15 protein-coding genes and 1 pseudogene are annotated in these 12,427 nt (G+C 65.9%); 9 read left to right on the top strand and 7 right to left on the bottom strand.

Features of this window, described 5'->3' with window-relative positions:
- Positions 1-71: 71 nt before the first annotated feature.
- From AM590_RS07675 to AM590_RS07665, 3 genes are all read right to left on the bottom strand, one after another.
- A complete protein-coding gene (locus AM590_RS07675; protein WP_058826950.1) occupies positions 72-569 on the bottom strand; it encodes a hypothetical protein in 498 nt (165 codons plus the stop codon).
- A gap of 92 nt (positions 570-661) precedes the next feature.
- Positions 662-1,216, bottom strand: a complete 555-nt coding sequence (locus AM590_RS07670; RefSeq protein ID WP_058826949.1) for a halocyanin domain-containing protein — start codon at positions 1,214-1,216, stop codon at positions 662-664.
- An 84-nt stretch (positions 1,217-1,300) separates the two neighbouring features.
- Positions 1,301-2,473, bottom strand: a complete 1,173-nt coding sequence (locus tag AM590_RS07665; protein WP_058826948.1) for a TIGR04053 family radical SAM/SPASM domain-containing protein — start codon at positions 2,471-2,473, stop codon at positions 1,301-1,303.
- Positions 2,474-2,505: 32 nt separating this feature from the next.
- On the opposite strand from AM590_RS07665, the pseudogene AM590_RS07660 reads away from it, so the two are divergent.
- From AM590_RS07660 to AM590_RS07650, 4 genes and pseudogenes are all read left to right on the top strand, one after another.
- Positions 2,506-2,864, top strand: a pseudogene (locus AM590_RS07660) (DUF2249 domain-containing protein).
- Between the two features lie 140 nt (positions 2,865-3,004).
- Positions 3,005-3,157 carry an HVO_2142 family zinc finger protein gene (locus AM590_RS20435; RefSeq protein WP_157575444.1) on the top strand — a complete coding sequence of 51 codons (153 nt, stop codon included), beginning with the start codon at positions 3,005-3,007 and terminating at the stop codon, positions 3,155-3,157.
- A 169-nt stretch (positions 3,158-3,326) separates the two neighbouring features.
- Positions 3,327-4,406: a copper-containing nitrite reductase gene (gene nirK / locus AM590_RS07655; RefSeq protein ID WP_058826946.1), complete on the top strand. Its 1,080-nt coding sequence runs from the start codon at positions 3,327-3,329 to the stop codon at positions 4,404-4,406.
- 198 nt (positions 4,407-4,604) lie between these two features.
- Positions 4,605-4,925 (top strand): hypothetical protein, encoded by a 321-nt coding sequence (locus tag AM590_RS07650; protein WP_042663623.1) that lies wholly within the window; start codon positions 4,605-4,607, stop codon positions 4,923-4,925.
- Positions 4,926-5,142: 217 nt separating this feature from the next.
- Here the strand turns inward: AM590_RS07650 and AM590_RS07645 are convergent, their stop codons facing one another.
- Entirely contained in the window at positions 5,143-5,409 is a 267-nt protein-coding gene (locus tag AM590_RS07645; protein ID WP_058826945.1) for a hypothetical protein, read from the bottom strand.
- A gap of 175 nt (positions 5,410-5,584) precedes the next feature.
- Between AM590_RS07645 and AM590_RS07640 the strand changes: the two genes are divergently transcribed.
- Both AM590_RS07640 and AM590_RS20430 read left to right on the top strand, forming a co-directional pair.
- Positions 5,585-6,196 carry a hypothetical protein gene (locus AM590_RS07640; protein ID WP_058826944.1) on the top strand — a complete coding sequence of 204 codons (612 nt, stop codon included), beginning with the start codon at positions 5,585-5,587 and terminating at the stop codon, positions 6,194-6,196.
- Positions 6,197-6,368: 172 nt separating this feature from the next.
- Positions 6,369-6,818 (top strand): hypothetical protein, encoded by a 450-nt coding sequence (locus AM590_RS20430; protein WP_157575443.1) that lies wholly within the window; start codon positions 6,369-6,371, stop codon positions 6,816-6,818.
- Between the two features lie 91 nt (positions 6,819-6,909).
- On the opposite strand, the gene AM590_RS07635 is transcribed toward AM590_RS20430, so the two are convergent.
- Complete coding sequence (locus AM590_RS07635) at positions 6,910-7,215, bottom strand: cupin domain-containing protein (RefSeq protein WP_058826976.1); 306 nt, start codon at positions 7,213-7,215, stop codon at positions 6,910-6,912.
- Positions 7,216-7,363: 148 nt separating this feature from the next.
- On the opposite strand from AM590_RS07635, the gene AM590_RS07630 reads away from it, so the two are divergent.
- Positions 7,364-7,663, top strand: coding sequence for a hypothetical protein (locus AM590_RS07630; protein WP_058826943.1), 300 nt, complete (start codon positions 7,364-7,366; stop codon positions 7,661-7,663).
- Positions 7,664-7,695: 32 nt separating this feature from the next.
- Here the strand turns inward: AM590_RS07630 and AM590_RS07625 are convergent, their stop codons facing one another.
- A complete protein-coding gene (locus tag AM590_RS07625) occupies positions 7,696-9,036 on the bottom strand; it encodes a hypothetical protein (RefSeq protein WP_058826942.1) in 1,341 nt (446 codons plus the stop codon).
- Between the two features lie 111 nt (positions 9,037-9,147).
- Complete coding sequence (locus tag AM590_RS07620) at positions 9,148-9,381, bottom strand: DUF2249 domain-containing protein (protein ID WP_058826941.1); 234 nt, start codon at positions 9,379-9,381, stop codon at positions 9,148-9,150.
- 371 nt (positions 9,382-9,752) lie between these two features.
- On the opposite strand from AM590_RS07620, the gene glpK reads away from it, so the two are divergent.
- Together glpK and AM590_RS07610 are read left to right on the top strand one after the other, a co-directional pair.
- Positions 9,753-11,303, top strand: coding sequence for a glycerol kinase GlpK (glpK, locus tag AM590_RS07615; RefSeq protein WP_058826940.1), 1,551 nt, complete (start codon positions 9,753-9,755; stop codon positions 11,301-11,303).
- 1 nt (position 11,304) lies between these two features.
- A complete protein-coding gene (locus AM590_RS07610; protein ID WP_058826939.1) occupies positions 11,305-12,384 on the top strand; it encodes a hypothetical protein in 1,080 nt (359 codons plus the stop codon).
- Positions 12,385-12,427 lie beyond the last annotated feature (43 nt).

The raw sequence follows: 12,427 nt of genomic DNA, 5'->3' as shown, positions 1-12,427 counted from the left end.
AACAAACACACAACAGCGCAGCCGACGACTGATTCACCGTCTCTGTTTTTCCCTGACATCGGACTGCCGACTCACTCCCACGCGAGCGCCAGCCCCGTCGCGGCCCCGACGATGACCGTCCCGCCGAGGGTCGCAATCACGCCCAGCGCCCCGAGGAACAGCGGGACGACGAGAAACAGGACCGCACTCCGCACGAGCGCCGCCACCGGTCCCATCCCGACCGGCGCTTCGAACGGGCTTCCCTCCATCACGACGACTGCGAGTTCGAGTAGGTACATCGGGACCGGGAGCGCGAGCAACCCGACGAGGCCGCCGACGAGCGCGCCGCGGACGCGGGAGTTCGGCCCGCCGAGTCGCCGCCAGAGCAGGCTGGCGAGGAGGCCACCGCCGAGAAATCCTCCAGCGACGAGCACCGCCATCGGTCCGGAGGGGACGGCAGGGTCGCCGCCGGTCAGCAATTCGACCACCGGGTCGGCGAGAACGTACCAGAGCGCGAACGCGCCGCCCGCGAGGGCGAACGTGAGCGACGGGCGGCGGCGCGCGGCGGCGAGGGTCGAGGACCGAGGCATACGAGAGATTCGTCGCACCGGGAGAAGAAGTTCGCGGGCGGTAGAGAACCGACCGACGACGGGAGAAACGGGCCGAAAAGAGGTATGTGGGGCTACTCGACGACGACTGCGCCCTTCATGCCGAGCGTCTCGTGGGGCGTACAGGCGTATTTGTACGTCCCCGTCTCCTCGAAGGTGTGTTCGAACGTGTGGCCGCTGTCGCCGACGAGTTCCGATTCGAACCCGCCGTCGGCGGCGGCGACGTTGTGCGAGCCGCCCTCGCCGTTCCACTCCCAGACGACCGTTGTGCCCGGAGAGACGCGAACGGCGGCCGGGCCGTACCCGAACGCCCCACCGTTGGCCTGCGCACCCACCGTCACCGTCACCGTCGAGCTTCCCGTCTCGTCGGTGACGCCGTCGTAGTTATCGACGTTGTCGAACCAGCCGTCGAACTGCGGGGCGCTCCCGCCGCCGGAACCGCCGTCGCCGCCGGATTCGGTCGTCGGCTCCGCGGTCGATTCGGCAGTCGTCGCGTCGCCCTCGCCCCCATCGGCCGCGTTCGCGGCGTCGCCGCCGGAGCCGGAACAGCCGGCGAGCGCCGTCGACAGCGCCGCCGTCGCAGTCAATGCCGTAAAGCGCCGTCTCGTGAGGTTGGTGTCGCGCATCATCAACTGTACCTCGGCGGCGACGGATGCAAGCGATTATCCCGAACGTGTTCGGGTTGGCTCCCACGCGACGCTATTCCCGAGGCGTCAGTCGCCCGCCGACCGGGTTGCGGGCATCGGGCCGTCGTAGTCGGCGGGCACGTACCCGCAGAGCGGGTCGCTGGCCAGCGGGTCACCGGTGTGGGCGTACGCCCGCGAGCGACTGCCGCCGCAGACGTGGCGGAACTCGCACGCGCCGCACTTCCCGCGGAGGGCGTCGCGGTCCCGGAGCGACCGGAAGAGGTCGCTCTCGCGGTATCGCTCGACGAGTCCGCCGTCGCGGACGTTGCCGGCGGACGCGGGGAGGAAGCCCGACGGGAACAGGTCGCCGGTGTGGCTGACGAACGCGAAGCCGTCGCCCGCGGTGATACCGAGTCGGCGGCCGATGCCGTCGGTCGGAGGCGCATCGCTCGCGTCCCGTCGGCGCTGGATGGCGACCCGGCGGTAGTGGGGTGCTTCGGTCGTCTTGACGCCGAAGGGCGCTTCGTCGCTCACCTCGGTCAGCCACTTCATGACGCGCTCGGCGCGCTCGGGGGAAATCGAGTCGAGGACGCGCCCGCGCCCGACGGGGACGAGGAAGAACACGGACCAGAGCACCGCATCGAGGTCGGCCACGAGGTCGCAGAGCGCGGGGAGTTCGTCGACCGTCTCGGCGCAGACGGTCGTGTTTATCTGAAGCGGGAGGCCGGCATCGCGGGCCGCGCGGGCGGCCGCGACGGTCTGGTCGAAACTCCCCTCTTCTCCCCGGAAGGCGTCGTGCGACGCCGCGCTCGCGCCGTCGAGGCTGAGCGCCATTCGCTTGACGCCCGCGTCGGCGAGGTCGGCGACTGTCTCGGGCGTCAGCGAGGACGTCCCGCTCGGCGTGAGCGTCATCCGGAGGCCGAGGTCGGTTCCGTACTCTACGAGGTCCACGAGGTCGTCGCGGGCGAGCGGGTCGCCGCCGGAGAGGACGACGAGTTGGCCCGGGCCGAACTCACGGGCTTGGTCGAGCAAGCGCTTTCCCTCCGCGGTGGTCAGTTCGTCGGGGTGTCGCGCGGGCGTCGCGTCCGCCCGGCAGTGGTCGCACGCGAGGTCGCACGCCTGCGTGACCTCCCAGATGAGGACGAACGGCCGCCGCGAGGTGTCGATGCTCGACGGGTCCGGCGGGGCGGTCGCGGTCGGCGGCGCGCCCGCGTCACTTCCCGCGTCCGTATCGGTGTCGACGTGTGGCGGTCGAGACATGGCTCTGGTCGGGTGGTTTGACGGCGCGGAAGGTGAGCCCCGCCCCGAACACGTTCGGCCATAGACCGGTGGCGGCGGGACGAACACGTTCGGGGTGAACTTCCTGCTCTGGCGGCCCCACGCTTCGAACATGGAGCACGAAGCGTACCTCGATGGACTCGACGCACCGAGCGAACGAACGGTGAGTTTTCTCGACGTACGGGAGTTGCCGCCGCCGGAACCGCTCACGGAGACGATGAATCACCTCGCCGACCTCGACGGCGAGACCGTGTTCGTCCAACTCAACGACCGCGAGCCGAAGTTCCTCTACCCGAAGCTCGACGACCGGGGGTTCGCCTACTGCTCCGCCGAGCGCGACGAGGGCGTCGTCACCGCGATTTGGGAGCCGTGATCCGGCGCGGCCGCCGCCGCTCCGCCTGCGCGCCCCTCGTCAGCGCCGGCGTTGGCACCGCCTGCGTCCCGAAACGTATCAATCGTGCCTAATTTGGCATAATCGTTAATGTAATAACTCCTCACGGGTTTGTACGTGGTATGAGTTCAGACCACACGAATACCACCCACTCCGAATGGTGCCCCGACTGCGGCACGAAGATGGCCTTCACCGGAACGCAACCGGCCGGAGTCGCGCAGTTCTTCTGTGAACAGTGTCGGTACCGCCGCGACCGGTTCGTCGGCGACGACTGAACCCCCGTTCGCCTTCTCGAGATTCGCGCGCTCGTGAGCGGCCGCGCTCTTCCGCGTCTCACGGCGTGGTACGACTCGCGAAGATGTTCGGAGCGCGTCTCCAAACCGGACAACCATTGTTCGTTTATACCCGTGTTCGGGCACTCGATTCAACCGGAGGGAGACACAAATGCTATCTACGACTCGGCGACGGACGCTCCAGTGGCTCGGACTCGGTGGCGTCGCTTCGCTCGCCGGCTGCGCGACGGACGCACCGACTTCCGCGCAGTCGCTCGACGAGACGGAGGAACCGACACAGCAGAGTTCGACGAACCTGGTTGATCAAGTCGCGGCCGACCCGACGGACATCCCCGGTCCCATCGACCGGAGCGAGCCCGCCGAAGTCGACGTGACGCTCCGGCCAGAGGAGGTGACCGCGGAGATCGAAGACGGCGTGACGTTCACCTACACGACGTACAACGGGCAGGTCCCCGGCCCGCTCGTCCGCGTCCGGCAGGGGGACACGGTGAACGTGACGTTCGAGAACCCCGAGGAGAACACCATGCCGCACAACGTTGACTTCCACGCGGTCGCCGGTCCCGGCGGCGGCGCGGAAGCGACGATGACGAACCCCGGCGAGACGGCGCACCTGCGGTTCAAGGCGACCTACCCCGGCGCGTATATCTACCACTGTGCCGTGCCGAACATGGACATGCACATCAGCGCCGGGATGTTCGGGCTCATCCTCGTCGAGCCGCCGGAGGGACTTCCCGAGGTCGACCACGAGATATACCTCGGCCAGCACGAACTCTACACCGACAAGGACGCCGGCGAGGAGGGCCAGCACAACTTCGACTACGAGGCCATGCGGAACGAGGACCCGACGTACGTCCTCATGAACGGCGAGAAGTACGCGTGGACGCCCAACGGTCGGGGGCCGGCCGCGACGGTCGGACTCGACGAGACGGTCCGGGTGTACTTCGTCGACGGTGGCCCGAACCTTTCCAGTAGCTTCCACCCCATCGGGAGCGTCTGGGAGACGCTCTATCCGGACGGCTCGCTGACGACGGAGCCGCAGACGCACATCCAGACGCGGCTCGTCCCGCCGGGGAGCACGACCATCGCGACGATGAGTTCGCCCGTCCCCGGCGACTTCAAGCTCGTCGACCACTCGCTGTCGCGCGTCGTCCGCAAGGGCTGTATGGCGGTCGTCCGCGCCGAGGGACCGGAAGACCCCGAGATATTCGACCCCGACCCTGACCCGCAGTAGTGTCGCCGCACCGACCGGCAGTCACCGACTGGCCGCTGTTTTTCTATCTGTCTCTGTCGGAAGCTCCCGATGCTGAGAGCACCCGCGTGCAACGCTTGAGAGTCGGTCGCCGGTAGCCTGAGCGGTCGTGTCTCGGAAGCGACCCTCGAGAAACGGCCACAGGATTATGTCGTTCGCTTTCAAAATTCGAAGCCAAGGATGCCAGACGACAAACAGGGACGAGATGCGCAAGCGGCCAAGGAAGAACAGCGCCAGCGCGAGCGAGCGCTCCAAGAGGCGCGTGACCGCGCCGACGAACCCGAACCCGGGAAGCAACTCGGGGACCTCGACGACGCGCTCGAGATTCAGGACTACCCGACCACGACGGAGCAAGTCGTCGAGAACTACGGCGACTACGAGGTCGAAACACAGGGCGGGTGGAAACCCGTCGACGAGGTGCTCGCTTCGGTTGACAACGAGATATACGACTCCGCGGACGACGTTCGCGACCGGATACAGCGAGTAATCAACCGGAGATAAGTGCGTCCGAAGCCGTCTCTGTCGTGGCGATATTTTGAGACCCCTGCGTTCGGGGAGGTGTCCGCTCTGTCTGTACTACTCTTGGACCCGACTGCATCAGCACTTCCTTCCCGTGACCGAGACACACAGTCGATTCAGCACACCCGCTGAGACCCACCCAACGTCTGTCAGACGGTTCGTGCAAAACATAGTGGGCGTATTCACACATATTGGCGTGTCAGTCCCAGTAGCTGTCAACCGACTCGCCAGCGAGTCGTGCGCGGACGAACAGGTACGCGAAATGAACTGGGACGTAGCCGAGGCAGAAAACCCAGCCCTGCGGCTTCGAGACTAAGTCCCACGCGCGTTCACCGCCTCTTGTGGCATCCACCGAGAGCGTTTCAAAGCCGAGTATCGACTCGATAGCTGGTCCGACGACCATCACAAACACGCACAGATAGAGAATCGCCACGGCAAGAATTTCGAGCGATTGGTTAGAACTCATCGTTCCTCAAGTGGCGTACAGTAGATGTAGACCACAGATAAAGCCACTTCGAGACTGGTGGGTGGTTCAGTACGTAATCCACCGCCCCGAGCCAACCGGAGCGACAGCACCCTCGAACGCTGAGGTGAACGTGTTCGGGGGTGGGCCTACGCCCGTTGCGACCCCATTTCGGACTATGCCAGACATCCCATCCCTGTTCGGCGGCGGGTCGCAGGCCGACCGCTTCGACGATATCGACCAGTTCGTCCCGGAACACCTGCCCGACCCGGACGCCTTTCTCGACGGGCACCGCGTCCTCGACGGCGACAACCACGTCGCCGTCCACCGGGTTGCCCGCGACCTGTTCGAAGCGCGCGGCGTCTACGACGTGACGTTCGGCTACAACCTCGCGCGGCTGAACCTCGACCGGCGACACCCGGACGCCGGCTTCCGCTACGCGGAGGACTGCGACGACCCGTCGGTCCTGCTCGCGGAGTTCACGCCGACGACGCCGTTTTGCCCGCAGTCGAAGACGCTCACCGTCGGCGCGTTCCGGGCGTGGAACGGCCTCGCCGACCGCCACGACTACGACCGCGTCCGGGTCCGCGTCGCACCGATGCACCAGCAGGCCGACGCCATCAACGCAGAACTCGACGCGATGGACCCGGACGACGTGCAGGCGGCCGACGAGTCAACTCGGGACGACGGGCCGACGACGAGCGAGCGCGACGGCGACGAGCCGGCGGCACACTCGCTGTCCGAGGAGTTCGAAGCGGCGCTGAATCGGCTGTCGGGCGAAAAACAGTAGCGTCGCTCTGTTGAAATCCTCAGTCGATGATGGGTTCCTATGTGCGCGCTGAATACAGTGCGCAAGTCGGTCACGAGTGAGGGATTGTTACTGGCGTAACCGGACTGTGCGATACAGAGTGTGTAATTGTAAATTCACAGGAATTTTTGTGATTGTGAGTGGATTCAAAATCATGCGCCGCCGTCCCCTGCTCCAAACTATTACTCTCTCCGTGGCTGTCGCTGGATGTACCGCACTTGACCAAGCACCATCGGTACGCACACCGGGAACTGATTCGACAGAACCAGAAACTGCCTCAAGAAAGCCAGAAGATGATGTCGGCTGGCTTTCAATCCAGTGGAGTGAGGAGGTCGCGTCTGATATTTCGGTGGAAGTATTAGATGGATCGGGCGAAGCGGTGTTCTCGGAGACGATTCGTACTGAGAACCCGACTGAATCAAGGTCTCAAGGGTTTACAAACGTGTTTCAAACATCCGGTGAGTACGAAATCATCATCAGGGTTGCAGGAGAGATACAGACAAAAGAAGTGAAGGCAATACTGGACTCGTCATCCGGCTGGCGGGGGGTGAATGTTTACGTCACGAACGGGACGGAAATATCTATTACATCCGTCTACGAGTGACACCCTCTGTATTCAGCACGCACATTCTGTCAGGTCTAGAGGATTTCAACAGAGCCGAGGCGTCCGTTTTCGTTCGTCGTGACCCCACGGTTTAGTCGTCGTCAACCGGCGCGAACACGAGCACCGCGGAACTATCGACTGGGGCGCGCGGCGAGATGTCGCGGTCGCCGCCGAACCGCAGCAGCTCTCCAGCCGCGACCTCGTGCGTCTCGCCGTCGAGCGAGAGTTCCATCCGGCCGTCGACGACGTGGAAGACGATGTCGAAGCCGGGGTGGGAGTGCGCCGGCACCCCGTCGCCGGCTTCGAGGCGGAGCCTGACGGTTTTCGGGCGGTCGGTCTCGAAGACGGGCGCGTGCATCTGCGGCGGGAGTTCGTCGAGCGCGGCGTGTTCTGGCATCACGAGTGAGTCGTCGGCCGCGCAGTCGGTAAGCCTGCGGCCGAACCCGTTCGGGGGAGACACGACCGGGAGCGAACGAGACTGAGGGAACGAACCAGGTGAGTGACGGCAGGTGCGCTTTTGTCCTTCGCGGGAGATGACGTGTTCGATGCCCTCCATCGTGGACCAAACCGTGTTCAGCGAGCCCTCCGGCGGCCTCTTTCCTGTCGTCCAGCTCTGTGGCGCGGTCGTCTTCTCGGCTCTGTACTGGCAGTATGCCATCGTGGAACAGTCCCTGTCGGGTGGGTGGCTGCTGTTTATGATAGTCGGAACCGCCCTGTCCGGAGTCGCCGAATCGCTCCCGAAGGACCGACGACGAGCGGCCGGCGTCCTGCGTCTCGCGGCGATTCTCGTCCTGACGAGTCTGCTCGCAATTCTCTTTCTCGCGCGCGAACTGCTCGGCCTCTGAGAGAATTCGAGACGCGTCTCTGACGCACCGTCTCAGTCCGCGCCGTCGTCCGCATCGACAGCCGACGCGGCCGCGCCGCCGACCAACGATTGCGGACTGTGGAGCCAGATAACTCGCAGGAGGTTCGCGGCGAACACCGCGATACCGATGAGCACGAGCGTCCAGCCGGCCGTCTCAGCAGCCGAGGAGAGCCCGGCGAGGTCGTGTGCGATGACGGCGACGACGCCCGATCCGACGAGGCCGAAGTCGAGGCGGGCGAGGCGGGTGCTGTAGAGGTCGTCGAGCATCGGCACGGGTTCGAGGCCGAGGCGGTCGCTGTAGCGGTGGACCCAGACGATGAAGGGGACGACGTGATAGAGCGTCCCGAGCACGACGAACCCGACGAACCCGAGGAGGAACAGTGAGTCGGTACCCGGCGCACCGAACAGGCGGTCTCCGGCCAGTGGAGCCGCGAGCCACGCGGGGTGCGTCAGGACGGCCCAACCGGCGAGGGCGACGGCCGCGACGGCGTACCGGGTGAGCATGGGCGTCCAGTCGACCGACGACTCGACGAGGCGGCGGGCGAGAATCGCGGCGATGCCGAGCAGCGAGAGCGCGACGAGCGCGCCGCCCACCCGCGCGAGCGTCGGGTCAGAGACGAGTCGGCCGCCGGCGAGCGCGACGACGCCGAGTGGGTAGCCGACCTCCTCGCCCCGGCGGAGCCACACGTCGACGCCGCGGAGTTTCGTCTGAGTGAACATCGTCGCGAGTTGGTAGAGCGCGCCGACGACGGTCGTCACGACGACCCCGAAGACGGCGAGCGTGACGTGGGTCGCGCGGACGGTCCCGTGAGTCGCGCCGACGCCGGCGAAAAGCGGCCGCGTGAAGTCGACCGCGAGCAGGAACCCGAGTGCGGTGACGACCACGAGCGCGCCGATTGCGAGGCCGAAGTGGCGCTCAGTCACGTCGACCCCGTCGAGTCGAGAGAGCGTGCGCGCGATGTTGTAGGCGAACGTCCAGAAGCCGAGGAGGGCGACGGCACCGAAGACCGGCAGCAACGCGAACGCGCCGAGGAGGAAGCACCCCGCGACGCCGACGAGACCGACGCCGACGGCCCACAACTGTGCGGTCGCGAGCCGTCGGGAGTGGAGGTCGACGCCGGACCAGACCGGAACGAACTGCGTCATCGCGCCCATGATGGTGACGCACACCCAGCCCGCGACGAGGAGATGGACGTGCGCGAGGCGGGCGGCACCGGGAGCGACGCCGACGGCGAGACCGACTCGGAGGCCCACCGCGGCCACGAGGAAGCCGATGGCGACGACGAAGTGCCGGAGCGGAATCGTCATCGGTGGCTGACGAGCCGTGTCGATGTCGGCGGGAATGGCGCTCATACGCGGACTAGCGCGGCGCGGAGTCCTACCGGTGACTCCGAACATATTCGCCGAGGATGGAGAAAGGAAGGAGACGAGCCGGGACCGCGGCCACGACCCGTGGTCACGACGCTACTTTTTCGGGAACGTCGCCGCGAATTCGTCGGGCGCGCGCTGTTCGACGGTGTAGTTGTCGGCGTCGAAGGCGTCGACCTCCGCCTGCATCTCGTAGAACAGCGGCTTGGGGTCGTGGTCGTTGAGAATCGTCAGCGACTCGCCTGCGTCGAGGTCGTCGAACGCGGCGTGAATCTTCGGGTGGCGCTCGACCGGTGGAAGTTCGCGCACGTCGAGGGTGGTGTCTGCCATACACGTCGAACCTCGCGGGAGACTACCGAGTCGATTGCCCCGAACACGTTCGCCGGCACATCCGAGTCGGATCGATACTACCTGTCGCACATTGCTAGTAAATATAATGATTCTACGACTGTTCTCGGTGAAGAAGACGTTTGTCGCCGAGCTTTGACCTGTTTCGAACGAGCACTGAATAAGTTCTGAATTCGGGTTTATAGCGCTCATACTGCAGTTTTTGATTCTCTCACTATCCACTCGAACGACAGTCGTTTCTCGTGTGTCACCGACGAAAATCAGTCTGAGAGGTACGTTTATAACGATTCAATATATTGTTTACTGGTAAGCCCACACCAGCAATAACAAATTGGGCAGGGCACGGAACACACATGACAGACACATACGTCGGTTCGATCGACCAGGGGACGACCGGAACGCGCTTCATGATCTTCGATCACAGCGGGCAGGTCGTCGGCAACGCCTACGAGAAACACGAGCAGATTTACCCGAATCCGGGCTGGGTCGAACACGACCCCCTCGAAATCTGGGAGAACACGAAGCAGGTCATCACGGCCGGGCTGGCCGACGCCGGCCTCGACGCGGCGCAACTCGAAGCGCTCGGCATCACGAACCAGCGCGAGACGACCGTCGTCTGGGACCGCGAGACGGGCAAGCCGGTCCACAACGCGCTCGTCTGGCAGGACCGCCGGACGACCGACCGCGTCGAGGAGCTCCAGGCCGAAGACAAAGTGGAGTGGATTCGCGAGAAGACCGGCCTCGAAGCGGACGCCTACTTCTCGGCGACGAAAGTCGAGTGGATTCTCGACAAGGCGGAGCCGCTGAAACTCCAGAGTTCGCGCGGCGACGACCTCCGCAGTCGGGCCGAGGAGGGCGAACTTCTGATGGGCACCATCGACGCGTGGCTCATCTACAACCTGACGGGCAACCACATCACTGACGTGTCGAACGCCTCGCGGACGATGCTCTACGACATCGAGGCGCTCGACTGGGACGACGACCTGCTCGCCGAGTTCGACGTGCCCAAAGAGATGGTTCCGGAGGTTCGGCCGTCCTCGGACGAGAACCTCTACGGCCACACGGACGCCGACGGCTTCCTCGGTGCTTCGATACCCGTCGCCGGCGCGCTCGGCGACCAGCAGGCCGCGCTGTTCGGCCAGACCTGCTTCGACGAGGGCGACGCGAAGAACACCTACGGCACCGGCTCGTTCTACCTCATGAACACCGGGACTGAGGCGGTCTCGTCCGACCACGGCCTCCTGACGACCATCGGGTTCCAGCTCTCCGGCGAGCCCGTCCAGTACGCCCTCGAAGGCTCCATCTTCATCACCGGCGCGGCCATCGAGTGGCTCGAAGACGTCGACCTCATCAACAACGCCGCCCAGACCGCTGAGCTGGCGCGTTCGGTCAAATCCACCGACGGCGTCTACATGGTCCCGGCGTTCACGGGCCTCGGCGCGCCCCACTGGGACGGTCGCGCCCGCGGCACCATCGTCGGCATGACCCGTGGCACCCGCCGCGAGCACATCGTCCGCGCGACGCTCGAATCCATCGCCTACCAGACCCGCGACGTGGCCGAGGCCATGGAAGCGGACTCGGGCGTCGAACTGAACGCGCTCCGCGTCGACGGCGGCGCGGTCAAGAACAACTTCCTCTGTCAACTCCAGTCCGACATCATCCAGACGGACATCGCCCGGCCGGAGGTCGACGAGACGACCGCCCTCGGGTCGGCGTACGCCGCCGGCCTCGCGGTCGGCTACTGGGACACCGTCGACGAACTCCGCGACAACTGGCAGGTCGACCGCGAGTTCTCCCCCGAGGCCGACGCCGAGCGCGTCGACAAGATGTACGACCGCTGGCACGACGCGGTCGACCGCTCGCTCGACTGGGCGCGCGAAGACGAAGGCGAGGGGGGCGAGTGAGATGGCCATCGTGTTCGGCCTCGAAGCCATCGATATCCTCGTGCTCGTCATCGCCTCGTTCGCGGGCGGGATGTTCGGCGCGTCCCTCGGGGCGCTGCCGGCGTTCATCTTCACCGGTATCATGGTCCTCGTCGGCGAGGCTGGCAACGTCGTTTCCACGGAGTTCGTCGGGGGCGGGAGCCTCGTCGCCGACGCCGCGGGCGGCTACGGTGCCGGCATCGTCGGCCCGCTGGCGTTCGGTCCCGTCTTCGGTCCCCACGTCGCCTTCGCGGGCGGCGTCGCTGCCGCGGCCTACGCCGCGAAAAACGACGGCATGCCAGAGCCCGCCGACGGCGACTACCACCCGGCGAAGGACATCGCGTACGCGCTCGGCACCCGGCCGGACATCCTCGCGGTGGGCGGCGTCTTCGGCGTCATCGGGATGGCGATTCGACAGACCTCTGGGGGGCTCGCGCTCCCGCTCGACCCGCCCGCGGTTGGCGTCGTCGTGACCGCGCTGCTCGCCCGCGCTGCCTTCGGCTACGAACTCGTCGGGACCCCCCGCGGCAAGGGCTTCCTCGACGTGTCGCCGTTCGAGACGGGCAAAAAGCGTGAGGCGATGACCGACGGCGGGACCGCCACCGGCGGTTCGTACCGCCTCGCGGTCGAACCGTGGCTCCCGCACCAGTACAAGTGGAGCGGCGTCGCCGCGGTCGGGATGGCCGTCGGCATCCTCAGCGCGTACATCTTCGCGCGCACGGGGAGCCTGTTCATCCCGTTCGGCATCTCCGCGACGAGCCTGCTGTTCTTGAACCTCGGCGTCGAGAAGATACCCGTCACCCACCACATGAGCCTCCCGGCGACGTTCATCGCCAGCATGGCCATGCTCGACGGCGCGAGCGTCCCCGTCGCGCTCGTCCTCGGCGCGGGCTTCGGCGTCCTCGGCGGCGTCCTCGGCGAGGTGTACGAGCGCGTCTTCTACGCGCACGGCAGCACCCATTTTGACCCGCCCGCGGCCTCCATCGTGACGACCACGTTCATCCTCGGCCTGCTCGCCATCGCCGGCGTGTTCACCACGGCCGGCGCGGTGCCGCTGCCGTGAGCAGTCAGAACTGATATACCTCCCATTTCGGAACTATCATCCA

Origin of the sequence: Haloferax sp. Q22, from assembly GCF_001482285.1 — an archaeon.
GTDB lineage: Archaea > Halobacteriota > Halobacteria > Halobacteriales > Haloferacaceae > Haloferax.
This window is presented reverse-complemented; position numbering and strand designations above follow the sequence as displayed.